18 protein-coding genes are annotated in these 16,488 nt (G+C 76.2%); 9 read left to right on the forward strand and 9 right to left on the reverse strand.

Features of this window, described 5'->3' with window-relative positions:
* Positions 1–30: 30 nt before the first annotated feature.
* Complete coding sequence (locus tag ACI79R_RS14475; protein ID WP_456574338.1) at positions 31–957, forward strand: PaaX family transcriptional regulator; 927 nt, start codon at positions 31–33, stop codon at positions 955–957.
* Here the strand turns inward: ACI79R_RS14475 and ACI79R_RS14480 are convergent.
* Genes ACI79R_RS14480 through ACI79R_RS14490 form a run of 3 tightly spaced genes read right to left on the reverse strand, consistent with a single transcriptional unit; the run spans position 938 to position 3,626 of the window.
* Positions 938–2,158 (reverse strand): MFS transporter, encoded by a 1,221-nt coding sequence (locus ACI79R_RS14480; RefSeq protein WP_456574339.1) that lies wholly within the window; start codon positions 2,156–2,158, stop codon positions 938–940. The two genes, ACI79R_RS14475 and ACI79R_RS14480, sit on opposite strands and share 20 nt — an antisense overlap.
* Before the next feature lie 8 nt (positions 2,159–2,166).
* Positions 2,167–3,135 (reverse strand): NADPH:quinone oxidoreductase family protein, encoded by a 969-nt coding sequence (locus ACI79R_RS14485; RefSeq protein ID WP_456574340.1) that lies wholly within the window; start codon positions 3,133–3,135, stop codon positions 2,167–2,169.
* A 38-nt stretch (positions 3,136–3,173) separates the two neighbouring features.
* Positions 3,174–3,626, reverse strand: a complete 453-nt coding sequence (locus ACI79R_RS14490; protein WP_456574341.1) for an SRPBCC family protein — start codon at positions 3,624–3,626, stop codon at positions 3,174–3,176.
* Between the two features lie 93 nt (positions 3,627–3,719).
* Between ACI79R_RS14490 and ACI79R_RS14495 the strand changes: the two genes are divergently transcribed.
* Both ACI79R_RS14495 and ACI79R_RS14500 read left to right on the forward strand, forming a co-directional pair.
* Positions 3,720–5,243, forward strand: coding sequence for an MDR family MFS transporter (locus tag ACI79R_RS14495; protein ID WP_456574342.1), 1,524 nt, complete (start codon positions 3,720–3,722; stop codon positions 5,241–5,243).
* Positions 5,244–5,323: 80 nt separating this feature from the next.
* The gene (locus ACI79R_RS14500; RefSeq protein WP_456574343.1) at positions 5,324–5,650 is read left to right on the forward strand and encodes a GYD domain-containing protein; all 327 of its coding nucleotides are present in this window, start codon (positions 5,324–5,326) and stop codon (positions 5,648–5,650) included.
* Positions 5,651–5,717: 67 nt separating this feature from the next.
* On the opposite strand, the gene ACI79R_RS14505 is transcribed toward ACI79R_RS14500, so the two are convergent.
* The 5 genes from ACI79R_RS14505 to ACI79R_RS14525 form a co-directional block, all read right to left on the reverse strand.
* A complete protein-coding gene (locus ACI79R_RS14505) occupies positions 5,718–5,975 on the reverse strand; it encodes a hypothetical protein (protein ID WP_456574344.1) in 258 nt (85 codons plus the stop codon).
* A gap of 46 nt (positions 5,976–6,021) precedes the next feature.
* On the reverse strand, positions 6,022–6,858 hold the full coding sequence (locus tag ACI79R_RS14510; protein ID WP_456574345.1) for an ABC transporter permease: 837 nt from the start codon (positions 6,856–6,858) through the stop codon (positions 6,022–6,024).
* Positions 6,855–7,856 (reverse strand): ATP-binding cassette domain-containing protein, encoded by a 1,002-nt coding sequence (locus ACI79R_RS14515; protein ID WP_456574346.1) that lies wholly within the window; start codon positions 7,854–7,856, stop codon positions 6,855–6,857. The genes ACI79R_RS14510 and ACI79R_RS14515 overlap by 4 nt, the downstream gene beginning before the upstream one ends.
* A 209-nt stretch (positions 7,857–8,065) precedes the next feature.
* A complete protein-coding gene (locus tag ACI79R_RS14520; protein WP_456574347.1) occupies positions 8,066–8,881 on the reverse strand; it encodes an SRPBCC family protein in 816 nt (271 codons plus the stop codon).
* An 87-nt stretch (positions 8,882–8,968) separates the two neighbouring features.
* Complete coding sequence (locus ACI79R_RS14525; RefSeq protein ID WP_456574348.1) at positions 8,969–9,943, reverse strand: patatin-like phospholipase family protein; 975 nt, start codon at positions 9,941–9,943, stop codon at positions 8,969–8,971.
* 89 nt (positions 9,944–10,032) lie between these two features.
* On the opposite strand from ACI79R_RS14525, the gene ACI79R_RS14530 reads away from it, so the two are divergent.
* The 4 genes from ACI79R_RS14530 to ACI79R_RS14545 all read left to right on the forward strand — a co-directional run bounded on the left by ACI79R_RS14530 (position 10,033) and on the right by ACI79R_RS14545 (position 14,235).
* Positions 10,033–10,962, forward strand: coding sequence for a YihY/virulence factor BrkB family protein (locus ACI79R_RS14530; protein WP_456574349.1), 930 nt, complete (start codon positions 10,033–10,035; stop codon positions 10,960–10,962).
* 135 nt (positions 10,963–11,097) lie between these two features.
* Positions 11,098–12,699 carry a methyl-accepting chemotaxis protein gene (locus ACI79R_RS14535; protein ID WP_456574350.1) on the forward strand — a complete coding sequence of 534 codons (1,602 nt, stop codon included), beginning with the start codon at positions 11,098–11,100 and terminating at the stop codon, positions 12,697–12,699.
* A gap of 109 nt (positions 12,700–12,808) precedes the next feature.
* Positions 12,809–13,423 (forward strand): ArsR/SmtB family transcription factor, encoded by a 615-nt coding sequence (locus tag ACI79R_RS14540; RefSeq protein WP_456574351.1) that lies wholly within the window; start codon positions 12,809–12,811, stop codon positions 13,421–13,423.
* A complete protein-coding gene (locus tag ACI79R_RS14545; protein ID WP_456574352.1) occupies positions 13,420–14,235 on the forward strand; it encodes an SRPBCC family protein in 816 nt (271 codons plus the stop codon). The genes ACI79R_RS14540 and ACI79R_RS14545 overlap by 4 nt, the downstream gene beginning before the upstream one ends.
* Before the next feature lie 10 nt (positions 14,236–14,245).
* Here ACI79R_RS14545 and ACI79R_RS14550 read toward each other — a convergent pair whose 3' ends face one another.
* Positions 14,246–14,809 (reverse strand): maleylpyruvate isomerase family mycothiol-dependent enzyme, encoded by a 564-nt coding sequence (locus ACI79R_RS14550; protein WP_456574353.1) that lies wholly within the window; start codon positions 14,807–14,809, stop codon positions 14,246–14,248.
* Positions 14,810–14,846: 37 nt separating this feature from the next.
* Here ACI79R_RS14550 and ACI79R_RS14555 point away from each other — a divergent pair, with 37 nt between their 5' ends.
* Both ACI79R_RS14555 and ACI79R_RS14560 read left to right on the forward strand, forming a co-directional pair.
* Complete coding sequence (locus tag ACI79R_RS14555) at positions 14,847–15,668, forward strand: helix-turn-helix domain-containing protein (protein WP_456574354.1); 822 nt, start codon at positions 14,847–14,849, stop codon at positions 15,666–15,668.
* Positions 15,669–15,678: 10 nt separating this feature from the next.
* Positions 15,679–16,434 carry a glycoside hydrolase family 16 protein gene (locus ACI79R_RS14560; protein ID WP_456574355.1) on the forward strand — a complete coding sequence of 252 codons (756 nt, stop codon included), beginning with the start codon at positions 15,679–15,681 and terminating at the stop codon, positions 16,432–16,434.
* Positions 16,435–16,488: the final 54 nt, after the last annotated feature.

A 16,488-nucleotide genomic window follows, 5' to 3' on the forward strand; every position in this document is an offset into this window, starting at 1 on the left:
GGCCGGCACCCTGACGGAGAGGATCGGCGCATGTCCGTCGAGGAGGGTGGCGACACCCCGCGTGCGTCCCGCGCGCAGCCGCAACGGCTCCTGCTGACGCTGCTCGGCGACTTCTGGGAGCCCGAGCACGGTGCCCTGCCGTCGGCCTTCCTCGTGCACCTGCTCGCCGACGTCGGGCTCTCGGTGCACAACGCGCGGGCGACGGTCGGCCGGCTGGCCCGCCGCGGCCTGCTGGAGGCCAGCCGGCAGGGCCGCTTCACCTCGTACCGGATCAGCGACCGCGGCGCGACGGTGCTGCGCGACGGCTACGGCCGCATCTTCAGCTTCGGCGAGGCCCGCGACGACTGGGACGGCCGGTGGACCGTCGTCAGCTTCTCCGTCCCGGAGGCCCGCCGGGAGACCCGGCACCTGCTGCGCACCCGGCTGCGCTGGCACGGGTTCGCGCCGCTGCACGACGGCGTGTGGGTCGCCGTCGGCGACCAGGGTCGACCGGTGGCCGACGTCCTCGACGCCCTGGACATCCGCAACGCCACGATCGTCGTCGGCGACGTCAGCGGACCGGCCGGCGGTCATCCGGTCACCGCCTGGAAGCTCGAGGAGCTGGCGGAGGACTACTGCACCTTCCTGGACGCCTACGGAGCCGTCCGGCACCGCGTCGTCGCCGGGCTGGTCTCCCCGGCCGAGGCGCTGCGCTACCGGGCGACGGTGATCGACGAGTGGCGCGCGTTCCGCGCGAAGGACCCCGACCTGCCGAGGGAGCTGCTGCCCGCGGACTGGCCGCGGCCCGCGGCCCGGCAGCTGTTCGCCGACGTGATCGAGGAGCTCGGCCCGCTGGCCGCCCTCCGGGTGCGGCAGCTGCTGGCGCCGCACGGCGAGCACCTGAGCGGCCTGGTCGGGTACCGGCGGTTCGAGGACGCCGGCGGCGGTCCGCCGCCCCTCACGCTGCAGGCCGGCTGACCTCCGCGGGCGCGGGTGCGGCGCCGCCGAGGCCGACCGGCCGGCCCCCGACGAGGCCGGCCGCGCCCAGCAGCGCGGCCAGCGCGACCAGCAGCACCAGCGGCACCGTCCAGCCGCCGGTCGCCGTGCTGAGCAGGCCGGCGACCGGCGGCCCGGCCGCGGCGACCGAGTAGCCGATCAGCTGCGCCATGCCCGACAGCCGGACGGCGGCCGCCCCGTCGGCCGCGCGCAGCACGATGAGGGTGAAGGCCAGCGAGATGCCCATCCCCTGCGCCAGGCCGCCGGCGGTCACCCAGACCGGCCAGGCGCCCGGGGCCAGCAGGAGCCCCGCCGGCAGCAGCGCCCAGGCCGCTCCGACCGCGACGCCGAGCGCGCGCTGACCGGGGGCCCGGCCGGCCACCAGCGGCACGACGAGGGTGCCGGCGATGCCCAGCACGTGGAACACCGACGTGGCCAGGGCGGCGCGCTCGAGCCCCATGCCGAGCTCCTCCACCGCGATGGTGGGGAGCCAGGCGGTCACCGTGTAGTAGAGGACCGAGTGCAGGGCCAGCACGCCGCTGACCGCCCACGCCACCGGCTGACGCCACAGCGGTGCCCCGCCGCGCCGTCCCGGGGCGACCGGCGGGGGCGGGTCCGCGCGCCCGGAGCGACCGACCGCCGTCCACGCGGCGACGGCGACCAGGGCCAGCAGCGCCCAGCCGGCGAGCGCCGCCCGCCAGCCGGCCGCTCCGGCCAGCGGCGCGGTGAGCGCCGCCATCGCCGCGGCACCGGCGGCCAGGGCGGCGGTGTAGAGCCCGGTCACCGTGCCGGCGCGCCCGGGCAGGTCGCGCTTCACCACCGCGGGGATGAGCACGTTGCCGATCGTCATCCCGGCACCCACCGCGACCGTGCCGGCGACCAGCACCGGCGTGCCGTCGAGCACGCGCAGCGCGGTGCCCGCGGTCAGCAGGGCCAGCCCGGCCAGGACCCCCCGCTCGAGGCCGAGCCGGCGGCCCAGCCAGGCCGCCGGCGGGGCCAGGACGGCGAAGCAGAGGACCGGCAGCGTCGTCAGCAGCCCGGCGACCGGGGCGGACAGCCCCAGGTCGGCGCGGACCTCCGGCAGGACCGGCGAGACCGCGGCGATGGCGCCGCGCTGGTTCAGCCCGGCCAGCAGGACGGCGACGACCAGGAGTGCACCCCCGGTCCGGCCGACGGCGGTCATGCCCGGTCTCAGGCCCGGACCCGGACCAGCACCTTGCCGGTGGCGCGCCGCTCGTCCAGCTCGGCGACCGCGGCCGCGGCGTCGTCCAGGGCGTGCACCGAGCCGAGCACCGGCTGCAGCCGGCCGGCCTCGAGCAGCGGCAGCAGGTCGGTCCACTGCTCGGCCACGAAGCCGGGCTCGCCCATCCAGAACGCACCCCAGCCCACGCCCACCACCGAGACGTTGTTCAGCAGCAGCCGGTTCACCTTGACGGTGGGGATCTCGCCGCCGGTGAAGCCGAGCACCAGCAGGCGGCCCTCGCGCGCCAGGCTGCGCAGGGAGTCGGTGAACCGGTCGCCGCCCACCGGGTCGGCCACGACGTCGACGCCCCGCCCGCCGGTCAGCTCCCGCACCCGGTCGCGGAAGCCCTCGGCGAGGAGCACCTCGTCGGCGCCGGCGGCGCGGGCCACCTCCCCCTTGTCCTCGCTGGAGACCACCGCGAACACCCGGGCGCCGTAGGCCTTGGCCAGCTGGACGCCGGCCGTGCCCAGGCCGCCGGCGGCGCCGTGCACCAGGACGGTCTCCCCCTCGCGCAGCTGCCCGCGACGGCGCAGCGCGAAGTGCATGGTCAGGTAGTTCATCGGCAGCGCCGCGCCCTGCTCGAACGAGACCGTGTCGGGCAGCGGGAAGACGAAGCCCGGGTCGGCGACGGCCACCTCGGCGAAGCCGCCGAACCCGGGGAAGGCCGCGACCCGCCGGCCGGCGGCCAGCCCGCTGCCGGCCGGGGCGCTGCGGACGACGCCGGCCACCTCGCTGCCGGGCACGAACGGCACCGGCGGCTTGATCTGGTACTCGCCGCGGCTGAGCAGCACCTCGGGGAACGTCACGCCGGCCACGTGCACGTCGATGACGACCTTGCCCTCGCCGTCGGGCTCGGGCAGGTCGACGACGGAGATGGCCGAGGGGCCGTCGAGGCGGGCGATCTGGGCGGCGCGCACGTGTCCTCCTGGACGTCGGGAACCAGACCGCGAGTCTGTCAGGAGGGCCGGCGCGCCTCCGCGGCGAACCGGTCGAGGGAGCGCTTCGAGGCCCGCCGCAGGACCGTCGGCCCGAGCAGGCCCTTGAGCCCGAGGACGGCCCGGCCCGCGAGGCCCCGGCCGCCGTGCTCCTCGATGACGATCTGCACCCGCGCGCCGCCGTCCCCGTCCGGCCGGACCTCGAGCCGACCGCCGCCGCGGTCGCAGAAGGTGCTCTGCAGGAGCGTCCACGTCACCGTGCCGGGCGTGCTCCAGTCGTAGCGGAGGACCACCCCCATGCGCAGGCTGCCCTCCCGCACCACCGCCCAGGTGTCGCCGCGCTCCCGGAGCTCGTAGTGCTCCGGCCGCAGCGTGTCGCGCCAGATCTCCAGCCGGCGCGGGCCGAACTCGGTGTAGGCGTCGAGCACCTGCTCGGGGGTGGCGTCGGTGGAGAAGGCACAGCGCAGGCGCATCGCGTCGCTCCCGGTCCGCGGCGAGGGTCCCAGCCTGCTCTCCTCCGGCCCTGCGCGGGAAGTACCGGCATGCCGCGGGGATAGTTGGTTGGCGTGACCACCGTGACCCGCGCGTCGGTCGGGCTGCGCTCCGAGCGCGGGCCGGTTCTCGGCGCGGTGATGCTCAGCACCGCCCTCATCGCCCTGGACAGCACGATCATCGCGACCGCCGTCCCGGCCGTCGTCGACGACCTCGGCGGCTTCAGCCAGTTCCCGTGGCTGTTCAGCGTCTACCTGCTCGCTCAGGCGGTCACCGTGCCGGTCTACGGCAAGCTCGCCGACGTCTACGGGCGCAAGCCGCTGCTGCTGTTCGGCATCACGGTGTTCGTCGCGGCGTCGCTGTTCTGCGGCCTGGCGTGGTCCATGCCGGCGCTGATCGTCGGCCGCGCGCTGCAGGGCATCGGCGCCGGGGCGGTCCAGCCGATCGGCATGACGGTGATCGGTGACATCTACAGCGTCGCGGAGCGGGCCAAGGTGCAGGGCTACCTGGCGTCGGTGTGGGGCATCTCGTCGGTGCTGGGGCCGACGCTGGGCGGCGTCTTCAGCGACTACCTGTCGTGGCGTTGGATCTTCCTGGTCAACCTGCCGCTGGGCGCGGTGGCGCTGGTCGTGCTGATGCGCCGGTTCTCCGAGAAGGTCGAGCGCCGGCCGCACCGGCTGGACGTCGCCGGCGCGGTGCTGCTCTCGGCGGGCTGCGCGCTGCTCATCCTCGGGCTGCTCGAGGGCGGCAGCGCCTGGGCCTGGTCGTCGGCGCCGTCGATCGCCGTCCTCGGCGCGGCGGCCGCGCTGCTGGTCGTCTTCGCCCTCGTCGAGCGGCGGGCGGCCGAACCGGTGCTGCCGCTGTGGGTGCTGCGCCGCCGCGTGCTGGTGAGCGGCAACGTGGCCGCGATCGCGCTGGGGGCGCTGCTGATCGGGCTGAGCTCCTACCTGCCCACCTGGGCGCAGAGCGTCCTGGGCGCCAGCGCGCTGGAGGCCGGGTTCGCGCTCGCCGCGCTCACCCTCGGCTGGCCGATCGCGGCCAGCCAGGCGGGGCGGCTGTACCTGCGGATCGGCTTCCGGAACACGGCGCTGATCGGCGTCGTGCTGGTCATCGCCGGCACGGTGGGCACCGCGCTGCTGGGCCAGCGGACGCACCTCTGGCAGGTGGCGGCCACGGTCTTCCTGACCGGGGTGGGGCTGGGCCTGTGCTCGTCACCGCTGATCGTGGCGGTGCAGTCGGTGGTCGGCTGGGACCGGCGCGGCACGGTCACCGCCACCAACATGTTCGCCCGGTCGATCGGGTCGGCGGTCGGCGCCGCGGTGTTCGGCGCGGTCGCCAACGCCACGCTGGCCGCCCGGTTCGCCTCGCCGCCGGCGGGACTGGCCGGCGAGGTGCCCACCGACGTCGACAGCACCACCGCCGCGCTCGCCCAGGGCGGCGCGGTGGCGGAGTTCGCCCGGGCCAGCCTGCACGCGGCCTCGCACGGGGTGTTCATCGGCTGCGCGGTCACCGCGGTCGTCATCGCGGTGGCGGTGGCGGTCATGCCCCGCCGGACCGAGCCGCTGCGCTTCGACGACGACGCTCCCTCCTCGGCGTAGCCGGGGTCTGCCGGCCCCTGGCGCGGGTCGTCGAGGGCTAGCCTCGGCGCCGCACGGGGGCCGAGGCGGAGGGCCGGACGATGCCGCTCTACCTGACCAGGTTCAGCTACACCCCGGAGACGTGGGCCCGGCTGCTCGCGCACCCCGAGGACCGCCGCGACGCCGCTCGGGCCTACATCGAGTCGGTCGGCGGAACGCTGCACGGCTTCTGGTACGCCTTCGGCCGGTACGACGGCTACACGCTCTGGGAGGCGCCGGACGACGTCTCCATGGCCGCCGTCGCCCTGGCGATCGCGGCCGGCGGCGCGCTGAGCCCGTCGGAGACGACGGTGCTGATGAGCGTCGACGACACCATGGCCGCGATGCGCCGAGCCCAGGAGGTCCGCTACCGGCCACCGGGGACCTGAGCCGGCCCCGATGCCGAGAGGCGTCTGCCGCGGCCCCGCCGGCCGGCTGACCGGCCACCGGGCGCGGTCAGGCGCCCGGCGTCGCCTGCAGGTCCTCCCGCCGCTGCACCCGCACGGCCCGGTAGGGGCGCCCGCCGGCGCCGGGCTCGGTCCACTCCACGGTCACCACCTGCCCGGCCCGCAGCGCGCCGCCGGCGGTGTCGCGGGCCACGACGGCCTCCTCCGCCCACACCCCGCCGTCGAGGTCGGGCACCTCGATGAGCGCGCCGTGGGCCTGCTCGTCCCACCGGACCACCGTGCCGACCGACGTCCCGCTGCGCGCCATGGCACGAGGCTGCGCGCAGCGGTCGCCAGGATCAACCGGAGCCCGGTCAGCGGCTGCGGTACAGCCGGGTGGTCAGCGGCAGGAACACCAGGGCCAGCGCCGCGGCCACGGCCAGCGAGACCCCGATGGCGGTGCCGTCGGGCTCGCCGGCCATCAGCGACCGCGACGCGGTGGCCAGCACCGAGATCGGGTTGACCCCGACGAACGCCTCCAGCGGGCCCGGCAGGGTCGCGGGGTCGACGAAGACGTTGGACAGGAACGTCAGCGGGAAGATCGCCATGAAACCGGCGTTCATCACCGCGTTCGGCGAGCGCAGGAGCAGACCGAGCACCGAGAACACCCACGACAGCCCGAACGAGAAGACGACGACCAGCGCGAGCGCGGCCACGGCGCCGGCGAACCCACCGTCGGGCCGGAACCCCAGCGCCACGCCCACGACGATGATCACCGTGCCGGCGACCACGTAGCGGACGCTGTCGCCCAGCAGCGCGCCCAGCAGCGGCGCCGGCCGCCAGATCGGCAGCGACCGGAACCGGTCGACGACGCCCTTGGTCAGGTCGGTGTTCAGCGAGATCCCGGAGTAGACGGTGGTGAACAGCACCGACATGACCAGCAGGCCCGGCAGCGTGTAGTCCAGGTAGGCGCTGGTGGAGCCGGCGATCGCGCCGCCGAACAGGTACGTGAACATCAGCAGGAACATGACCGGCGTGACCGTGACGTCGAGCAGCTGCTCGGGCACGTGCTTGACCTTGAGCATCCCCCGCCAGCCGAAGGCGAGCGCGGTCGACAGCGGGCCGGGCCGGGGCGGCCGGGCGGTGGAGGAGATGGCCCGCCGTACCGCGGCGGTGTCGGTGGTGTCGACGGGACGGGTCGTGGCGGTCATGACCGGGTCTCCTGCAGGGTGGCGGACGCGGGCGCCTCGCCGGCCGCGGGCTCCTCGGCCGCGTGCCCGGTGAGGGCGAGGAAGACCTCGTCGAGGCTGGGCTGCTCGAGCGAGAAGTGCGCCAGCGGCAGCCCCGCCTGCGCGAGCGCGGCGACGCCGGTCGCGGCCCGCTCGGCGTCGGCACCGGTGGCCGACAGCGCCGCCGGATCGGCCTCGAGGACCACCGAGCCCACGGTGCGCTCGAGCAGGTCGGCGGCCTCGGCCCGGCGGGCGGGGTCGAGCAGCCGGACGTGCAGCGACCCGGTGCCGACCGAGGCCTTGAGGTGCCCGGGGGTGCCCTCGGCGATGACCCGGCCGCGGTCGATCACGGCGATGCCGTCGGCGAGCTGGTCGGCCTCCTCCAGGTACTGGGTGCAGAGCAGGATCGTCGTCCCCTCGGCGACCAGCGCCCGGGCGATCTCCCACACCTGGTTGCGGGAGCGCGGGTCCAGCCCGGTGGTGGGCTCGTCGAGGAACATCAGCCGCGGGGTGACGACGATGCTCGCGGCGATGTCCAGCCGCCGGCGCATGCCGCCGGAGTAGTGCTTCACCAGCCGGCCGGCGGCCTCGGCGATGTCGAACGCCTCGAGCAGCTCGTCGGCGCGGGCTCGGGCGGCGGCGCGCGAGTAGCCCAGCAGCCGGCCGAGCAGCACGAGGTTCTCGCGCCCGGTCAGCTCCTCGTCGACCGAGGCCAGCTGGCCGGTAAGGCTGACCAGCCCCCGCACGGTGTCGGCCTCGGTGACCACGTCGTGGCCCAGGACCCGGGCGGAGCCGCCGTCCGGGGCGATGAGCGTCGCCAGCATGCGGATGGTGGTGGTCTTGCCCGCGCCGTTGGGGCCGAGCACGCCGTACACGGTGCCGGTGGGCACGGCGAGATCGACCCCGTCGACGGCGCGCGTGGTGCCGTAGGACTTCCTGAGCCCGCTCGCCTCGATGGCGAGCGGTGTGGCTGCGGTCATCGGCGGTCCTCGTGTGTCGGGTCCGGGGAGCATGTCCGGGAGCTACGACAGAACCTGGCCCCGGAACTCACCGGAGGCGACCGATTTCCTGAGGGTCCCGCCCCGTCGCCCGCCCAGCCTCGGACCTCGACCGCGCTCGAGGTCAAGGAGACGGCCGGGACGACGAGGAGCCCGCGGTCACCGACCGCGGGCCCCTCGAGCGGTGGGCGTCAGCGGCTGCCGCCGCCGACCATCGGGTCGTCCCCGCCCTCCCGCACGCCCTTCTCGACGCCCTCCGTCGAGCCGCGGCTGGTGTAGCCCTCGGGGTCGGACTCCTCCACCAGCACGTCGTCGCGCACCGCGTCGGGCGGCGGCTGGTCGACGACGGTGACCTCCTGGGGCTGCACCACGCCCTCCGCCCGCGGCGCCGGCTCCTCCTTGCCACCGGAGGCCGCGGCGGCCACCCCGGCGGCCGCGGCCCCGGCGACCGCCGCGACACCGGCCACGACGCCCGCCGTCGAGACGCCGGCCTTGCCGCTGTCGCCACGGGAGGCGAAGGCGGCGTCCGCGCCGGGGGTGCCGGCGTCGAGGTGCGGGTTGATCGCCCCGCGCCAGGCGCCGCTGGCGTAGCCCTCGCTCTCGACCAGCGCCTTGAACCGTTCGAGGTCACCGCGCACCCGCCGCTCGACGATGCCGAGCTTGTCGCCGACCTGCTCGACGAGCCCCTCGGGCTCGTACTCCAGCGACAGGTGGACGACGGTCGACGTGGGCCCCGCGGCCTGGAAGCGGACGGCGCCGGCGTTGGTGGCGCCCTCCGTCGCGGCCCAGGCGATCTTCTCGTCGGGCATCTGCTCGAGGATCGTCGCCTCCCACTCGCGCCGGACGCCGGCGATCTCGGCCACCCAGTGCAGCCGCTGGTCGTCGTGCTGGTGCACCTCGCGCACCCCGTCCATGAAGTGCGGGAAGTCCTCGAACTGGGTCCACTGGTCGTAGGCCGTACGGACCGGGACGTCGACCTGGATCGACCTCTCCACCCTCGTGCTCACCGCTGGTCCTCCTCCGTCGCAGGGCATGCGTGGAACAGGCGCGGGACTACCCCGGCGCGACGCCGGCGACGCCTGGAGCTTGCCGGATCACCCGGACCCGGCGGCGATGCGCAGCAGCTCGGCGACCTCGGGGCGGGCCGCCTGCGCGCCGGCGGCGAGGAACGACCGGGCGATGATCTCGTCGAGGCGGGCGCGCGACATCATGTCGTTGCCCATCACCGCCTGCTCGTCCGCGCCGGGTGCGAAGACGACCGTCCTGATCCCGGCGGCCTCCAGGGCGCGGACCTCCCGCCGCAGCAGGCGGGCGGAGTGCCGGCGGGACGCGGCGTAGACGTCGGGACGCGCGCCGGGCGGCCCGCTCATGGGCGACACGACGACCACCACGTCCAGCCCGCGTCCGCGCAGCACCGCGGCGTTGGTCGGCGAGTGCACGCCGCCGTCGACGTAGGTGTGCCGGCCGATGGCCACCGGGGCGAAGTAGCCGGGCACGGCGCAGGAGGCGGCGACCGCCAGGTGCACCGGCGCCTCGGGGGCACCGGGACGGCCGAACACCACCCGGCGCCCGTCGCGGCGGCGCACCGCGCAGATCCACAGCGCCTGCTCCGGCCACTCCGGCTGCTCCAGCTCCCGCAGGGCCGCCAGCTGCTCGACGACGTCGTGCCGGCCCGGGGCCACGAGGGCCATCCCCGCCGCGAAGGGGCGGAACGCCCACGGGCGGGTGAGCGCCCGGCCCACCATCCGCGGCCCGGGCAGCCGCATCGGGCGCCGCAGCAGCTCCAGCGGGCGGAACGGCGCGAGCTCGGGGACGTCGGTGCCGGCCATCTGGCGCAGCACGTCGTCGTCGCCGGACAGCGGTGCCTTGACCGTCCAGGCGGCGAGGTCCTCCGCCGAGACGCCCAGCCGCAGCAGGGTGCCGGTGATCGAGCCCGCCGAGGTGCCCACGACCGTGTGCGCCGTCCGCGCGTCGAAGCCGTGGTCGTGCTCGAGGACCGCCAGCACGCCCGCGTGGTAGGCCTGCCCGACGACCCCACCGGCACCCAGCACCAGCCCGACCCTGGTCATGGCGCGAGTCTCCCCCGGCCGGCCCGCGCGGGCAGGGCGTGTCCCCGGGTGCGCGTTGCGGGCCGCCGGGCGGAGCGGTCTGATGAGCCATGGCCCACGACGCGGGTCCGGCGCGCCGGGTCCGGCCGCGCCGCTGGTGGCACGTCACGCGGCGGGTGCTCGCCCAGGCCGGCGGCGACCGGCTGATGGTCCAGGCCTCGGCGGTCTCGTTCTTCGCGCTGCTGTCGGTCGCGCCCGTGCTGGTGACGGCCCTGTCCGTGTACGGCGTCATCAACACCCCCGAGGGCGCCCTGGCCCAGCTGTCGGCGGTGACCGGCATGCTGCCGGCCGAGCTGGAGACCGTCGTCGCCGACCAGCTGACGACGATCACCACCGCCTCGGCGCAGGTGCTCACGGTGCGCGGGCTGACCGGGCTGGTGCTGGCGCTGTGGACGGCGACGACCGCGATGACGTACCTGATCGACGGCCTCACCGCGGCCTACCACGAGACGGAGACGCGGGGCCTGCTGCGCCGCATGGGCCTGGCGCTGGTGCTCGTGCTCGGCGGCGCCGTCCTGCTGGCCGGCGCCACGGCCATGGCCGGCGTCCTGTCCGCCGCGCTCGAGGGCGCGCCGGGACCGGTCCTGGCGGTCGCGCGGATCGCGGCCCTCGCGGTGCTCATGGTGGGGGTGCTCGCCGTCCTCTACCGGGTCGGGCCGGACCGCCGGCAGGCCCGCTGGCGGTGGATCACCGGGGGCTCGGTGTTCGCGACCGTGCTGTGGCTGGGCACCACCCTCGGGTTCTTCGCCTACGTGCAGGGCCTCGGCGACTACGCGGCGACCTACGGCTCGCTGGCCGGGGTGGCCATCAGCATGGTCTGGCTGTGGGTCACCGTCTTCCTGGTGCTGCTCGGGGCGGCGTTCAACGCGGAGATCGAGCGCCAGACCCACCGCGACTCGACCGTGGGCCCCGAGCAGCCGCCGGGCCGGCGCGGCGCGGTGGTCGCCGACAGCACGCCGCCCTACCCGGGCGAGCGCTGAGCCGCCGGGCGGGGCCTCACCCCTCGGGGTGAGACGGGGAATCGGTCGTGCATCACGGAGTGCTGCGCAACGCACACACAGCGTGCCGGCTCGCACCGAGCCCGCTCGACCCCATGGAAGCCACGGAGGCCCCCAGTGCGTGCAGTACCCACCCGCCGGATCCGCGACGCGGGCATCCGGACCAAGATCCTCCTGGCCGTCGGCGTGGCCGTGCTGGTCGCGGTGCTCGTCGGCGTCCTGGGGCTGCGCAGCCTGGGCGCCACCGCCGCGGCCACCGAGGAGATGTACCGCAAGGAGCTGGTGGGCACCGCCGAGGTCGAGACGGTCCGCGGGCAGTTCTACGCGCTGCGCCTGGCCGCCACGAACTACGCCGTGGCCACCGACCCCGCCGACCGCGCCCGGTACATGACCGCCCGCGAGGCCGCCCTCGACGAGCTGGCCGCCGCCGCGCAGCGCTACCTCGACACCGCCCCCTCCGCGGCCGGGCAGCAGCTGATGGAGGACGTGCTCGACGGCGTCGCCGACTACGAGCAGCAGCTCCCCGCCCTGGACGCCCTGGCCGACGCCGGCGACCTGGCCGGCTGGTCCGCGGCGCGCGAGGCCACGGTCACGCCAGTGGCCACGCAGGTGATGGCCGACATCGACCAGCTGGTCGAGCGGCGGCAGGCCAACGCCGCCGCGAGCGCCGCGGAGGCCACGGCCGCGTACGAGCGCACGGCGTGGCTGCTGGCCGGCGTCCTGCTCGCCGGCACCGCCGCCGCCCTCGCCGTCGGGGCGCTGGTCGCCCGGGCGATCACCCGGGGCCTGCGCCGCGTGCAGGCCACGGCCGAGGCCCTCGCGACCGGCGACCTGACCCGGCCGGCGGACGTCGACTCGGGCGACGAGGTGGGCCGCACCGCCGCGGCGCTGGACGCCGCCCTCGGCGAGCTCCGGCAGGTCATGGGCGAGGTGGCCGGCTCGGCCGACGCGGTCGCCGCCTCCTCCGAGGAGCTGAGCGCCTCCTCCGCGCAGATCGCCGCCGCCGCGGAGGAGACCGCGGCCCAGTCCGGCGTCGTGTCGACCGCCGCCGAGGAGGTCAGCCGCAACGTCGCCACCGTGGCCGCCGGTGCCGAGCAGATGGGGGCGTCGATCCGCGAGATCAGCCGGAACGCCACGGAGGCCGCCCGGGTCGCCGCGGCGGCGGTGGAGGAGGCGCGGGAGACCGGCCGGACGGTCGAGGCACTCGGCACCTCCAGCCGGGAGATCGGCACGGTGGTCAAGGCCATCACGGCGATCGCCGAGCAGACGCACCTGCTGGCCCTGAACGCCACGATCGAGGCCGCCCGCGCCGGCGACGCGGGCAAGGGCTTCGCGGTCGTCGCGAACGAAGTCAAGGAGCTGGCCCGGGAGACCGCGCGGGCGACCGAGGACATCACCGCCCGGGTCGCGGCCATCCAGGGCGACACCGACTCGGCGGTGGCCGCGATCGGGCGGATCACCGAGGTCGTCGGCTCCATCAACGACTTCCAGGTGACCATCGCCGGCGCGGTCGAGGAGCAGACCGCCACCACCGCCGAGATGTCGCGGTCGGTGGCGGAGGCGGCGGAGGGGTCCGGCGAGATCGCCGGCAACGTCACCGGCGTCAGCACGGCCGCCCAGTCGACCACCGAGGCGCTCGGGCAGACGCGGATCGCCGTCGAGGAGCTGGCCCGGATGGCCGCCGGGCTGCGGGCCGGCGTGGGGCGCTTCACCTACTGACCGGCGCGGGGCGCCTCCGGGGACCGTCGCGGAGCGCGGCCCGGGGGCGCTCGGGCGTCGGCGGGCGGCTCTCTTGACAGTTTTTCTTGTCAGGGCGCACGCTGGCGACGTGCGATCGGTCGACGTCATCACCGAGCCCGCCGCGGCCGCCGCGGCGCTGGACCCGGTCCGCGCCCGGCTCCTGGCCGAGCTCCGCACCCCGGCCTCCGCGGCCACGCTGGCCGAGCGGGTCGGCCTCACCCGGCAGAAGGTCAACTACCACCTGCGCCGGCTCGAGGAGCACGGCCTGGTCGAGCCCAGCGGCACCCGGCAGTGGGGCGGGCTGACCGAGCGCCTCGTCGTCGCCACCGCGGCCGGGTACCTGGTCTCCCCCGACGCCCTGGGCAGCGCGGCCGCCGACGCCGGTCGCGTGCGCGACCGCCTGTCGGCCGGTTACCTGCTCGCCCTCGCCGGCCGGGTGCTGCGCGAGGTGGGCGGGATGGCCGCCCGGGCACGGCGGTCGGGCACCGCCCTCCCGGTGTTCGCCCTGGACGCCGACGTCCGCTTCGCCTCCCCCGCCGACCGCGCCGCCTTCGCCGACGAGCTGGCCGCCGCGGTCACCCGGCTGGTGGCCCGGTACCACGACGAGCGGGCCCCGGACGGCCGGTGGCAGCGCGTGCTCGTCGGCCTGCACCCCGTTCCCGCCGGCGTTCCCGCCGGCCCGTCCCCCGAGGAGCCGTCGTGACCCGCTACGACCCCGACGAGCCGACCGCGCGGATCTCCGCGCACGAGGTCGAGGTCCCCGGCGACCCGGCACTGGTGTGGCAGGCGATCGCCACCGGGCCGGGCATCGCCACCTGGTTCGTCCCCGCCGAGGTGGAGGAGCGCGAGGGCGGCCGGATCACCACCTACCACGGCCCCTTCGGCAGCTCCGAGGGAGTGGTCACCGCCTGGGAGCCGCCGCACCGGTTCGCCTACGAGGAGCGCGACTGGAACCCCGACGCGCCCGACGCCCCGCCGTGGGCGACCGAGCTCCTGGTCGAGGCGCGCGACGGCGGCACCTGCGTGGTGCGGCTGGTCAGCGGCTTCTTCCACGACGGCGAGGGCTGGGAGGACCAGCTCGAGGGCACCGACGAGGGCTGGCGGGCCGCCCTGCAGAACCTGCGCCTGGCCCTGACCCACTTCCCGGGGCAGACCGCCGCCCAGGTCGCGGTCTTCGGGACGGTGCCCGGCCGCTCACCCGACGACGTCGCCCGCGAGCTGCTCACCGCCCTGGGGCTGGCGGCGGTCACCGCCGGCGACACCGTCGACCTGGACGGCGGCGCCCCCGCCACCGCCGGCACCGTCGTCGACGTGCAGCCGCGCGGCGTCACCCTGCGCGCCGACCGGCCGCACCCCGGCGTGGTCGAGATCGCGGCCTTCGACCACGCCGGCGGCACGGTGGCGGTGCGGGAGTACCTGTTCGGCGCCGGCGGCGAGGCCGTCGCCGCCCGGGAGGCGCCGCGCTGGCGGGCATGGCTCGCCGGCTCCGTCCCCGGGTACACCCCGCTGGACTGAGCCCGGGGGCTCAGACGCTGCGCCCGAGCCGCGCCAGCACCCGGGCCTCGCGCGGCGCGTCGTCACCGACGGCGGGCCCCGGCCGGCAGATGCCCTCCATGTACAGCGCCTCGCCGAAGCCGTCGGCGCCGGCCTCGATCCCGTCGAGCTCGGCGTCGGTCAGGCCCGCGTCCAGGCCGGCCGCGCGGGCGACGTCCCAGCGGTGCACCACCATGTCCCACACGTAGAACCGGTCGAGGGTCTCGCCGACCGTCGTCGGTCCGAAGAACCCCTCGAAGGGCGCTCCGGCGACCGCCTGGTCGCCCAGCACGCCGGCGACCCGCCGGGCGTGGTCGCGCCAGGCCGCGGCCGGGTCAGCCGCGACGTCGGGAGCCGCGCCCGGGTCGATGCCCCGGCCGGCGAGGAACTCGCGCTGGGTGTCGAGCAGGTGCGCCACGACGTCGCGCGCGGTCCAGCCCTCGCACGGGGACGGCCGCGACCACGCGTCGGCGGGCACGGCGTCGAGGACGGCGAGCAGGGCACCGGAGACCTCGGCGTAGCGGGTGGCGATGTCGGTCGATGCGGTGTCGGTCATGGACGGGACGCTAGGGAACAGGGCACCGTCGGTCTTGATGAAACCCGACACCGACCGGATCGAGCGGGCGCACCTGCGCCGCGCCGGCGACACCTCGCACGTCATGCACCGCTACGACGCGGGCCCGGAGTTCGCCGGGCTGCTGCAGCGCTTCTGGATCCCGGTGTGGTCGGTGCCGGCCGGGCAGGAGGCCCCGCAGCAGGTGCTGCAGTACCCCGTCGCGCTGATCGTCGTGGCACCGGACTACGCGCGCTTCTACGGCGTCGTGGCCGGGCTGTCCACGACGACCCTCACCGGCGACGGCTGGGCGGTCGGCGTGATGTGCGAGCCCGCGGCCGGGTCGCTGCTGACCGGCTCGTCGATGGCCGGGTACACCGACCGGTACGTCGACGTCGCCGACGTGCTCGGCGACGCCGGCCGGCTGCTGGCCGAGCGGGTCCGGGCCGCGATGACGCCGGACCCCACCTCCCCCGGCGCGCACGCCGCGGCGATGGCTGCCTACGGCGAGGCGCTGCGGCCGTACCTGCCCGTCGACCCGGAGGGCGAGCTGGTCAACCGGCTGGTCGCCTTCGTGGAGTCCTCCCCCGAGGTCACCCGGGTGGCGCAGATCTGCGCGGCGTTCGACCTGCCCGAGCGGACCCTGCAGCGGCTGGTGCAGCGCCGGCTGGGGCTGACCCCGAAGTGGCTGATCCAGCGCCGCCGGTTGCAGGAGGCGGCCGGGCGGCTGCGCGCCGGGTCGACCACCCTGGCCGAGGTGGCGACCGCCCTGGGCTACGCCGACCAGGCGCACTTCACCCGCGACTTCGCCGCGGTCACCTCGATGACGCCCGGCAGTTTCGCCACCGGGCACGGCAGGTGATCCTGGCGCGGTGACGGCGTTCGACGACTCCTTCGACTCCCCCGGCCTGGACCCCGACGTCTGGGTGCCGGCCTACCTGCCGCAGTGGAGCTCGCGGGCCGCCGCCGCGGCCGCGTACGAGGTGGCCGGCTCCTGCCTGCGCCTGCGCCTGCCCGAGGAGCACCCCCTCTGGTGCCCCGACGACCACCCGCCGCTGCGCGTGTCGGGCGTCCAGTCCGGCGTGTTCTCCGGGCCGGTGGGCAGCACGATCGGCCAGCAGCCGGTGCGCCCGGGCGCCGTCGTCCGGGAGGAGCAGCCGGCGATGTGGGGCTGGACGCCGCGCTACGGGCGGCTGGAGATGCGCGCCCGCGCCACGCTGACCCCGCGGTCGATGGCCGCGTGGTGGCTGGTCGGCCTGGAGGACCGCCCCGAGCGGTGCGCGGAGATCTGCGTGATGGAGGTCTTCGGCGACGCGCTCGACGCCGACCCGAGCGCGGCCGTGGGCATGGGCACGCACCCGTTCCGCGATCCGCGGATGGTCGAGGACTTCGCCGCGCCGCGGCTGCCGATCGACGTCGCGCAGTTCCACACCTACGCCGTCGACTGGCGGCCGGACGGGGCGGTCTTCCTCGTGGACGGCGAGCCGGTGCGCACCGTGGCGGTCACGCCCGACTACCCGATGCAGACGATGCTCGCCGTCTTCGACTTCCCGGAGAAGGCCGTGCCGGGCGAGCCCTACGTCGAGCCCGAGCTGGTCGTCGACTGGATCCGCGGGCGCCCGTTGTGACCGGCCGCGACGCCGGTGAGGATGGGCCCGGCAGGGACGGCGGGGAGCGGGGGC

The organism is Blastococcus sp. SYSU D00820 (assembly GCF_054050695.1).

Excerpts from the sequence above, each read along its gene's own strand:
- ACI79R_RS14490 (WP_456574341.1), bottom strand. The coding sequence starts at position 3,626 with ATGCGCCTGCGCTGTGCCTTCTCCACCGACGCCACCCCCGAGCAGGTG.
- ACI79R_RS14515 (WP_456574346.1), bottom strand. The coding sequence starts at position 7,856 with ATGACCGCAGCCACACCGCTCGCCATCGAGGCGAGCGGGCTCAGGAAG.
- ACI79R_RS14530 (WP_456574349.1), top strand. The coding sequence starts at position 10,033 with ATGGCCCACGACGCGGGTCCGGCGCGCCGGGTCCGGCCGCGCCGCTGG.
- ACI79R_RS14550 (WP_456574353.1), bottom strand. The coding sequence starts at position 14,809 with ATGACCGACACCGCATCGACCGACATCGCCACCCGCTACGCCGAGGTC.
- ACI79R_RS14555 (WP_456574354.1), top strand. The coding sequence starts at position 14,847 with ATGAAACCCGACACCGACCGGATCGAGCGGGCGCACCTGCGCCGCGCC.
- ACI79R_RS14525 (WP_456574348.1), bottom strand. The coding sequence starts at position 9,943 with ATGACCAGGGTCGGGCTGGTGCTGGGTGCCGGTGGGGTCGTCGGGCAG.
- ACI79R_RS14510 (WP_456574345.1), bottom strand. The coding sequence starts at position 6,858 with ATGACCGCCACGACCCGTCCCGTCGACACCACCGACACCGCCGCGGTA.
- ACI79R_RS14505 (WP_456574344.1), bottom strand. The coding sequence starts at position 5,975 with ATGGCGCGCAGCGGGACGTCGGTCGGCACGGTGGTCCGGTGGGACGAG.
- ACI79R_RS14475 (WP_456574338.1), top strand. The coding sequence starts at position 31 with ATGTCCGTCGAGGAGGGTGGCGACACCCCGCGTGCGTCCCGCGCGCAG.
- ACI79R_RS14500 (WP_456574343.1), top strand. The coding sequence starts at position 5,324 with ATGCCGCTCTACCTGACCAGGTTCAGCTACACCCCGGAGACGTGGGCC.
- ACI79R_RS14480 (WP_456574339.1), bottom strand. The coding sequence starts at position 2,158 with ATGACCGCCGTCGGCCGGACCGGGGGTGCACTCCTGGTCGTCGCCGTC.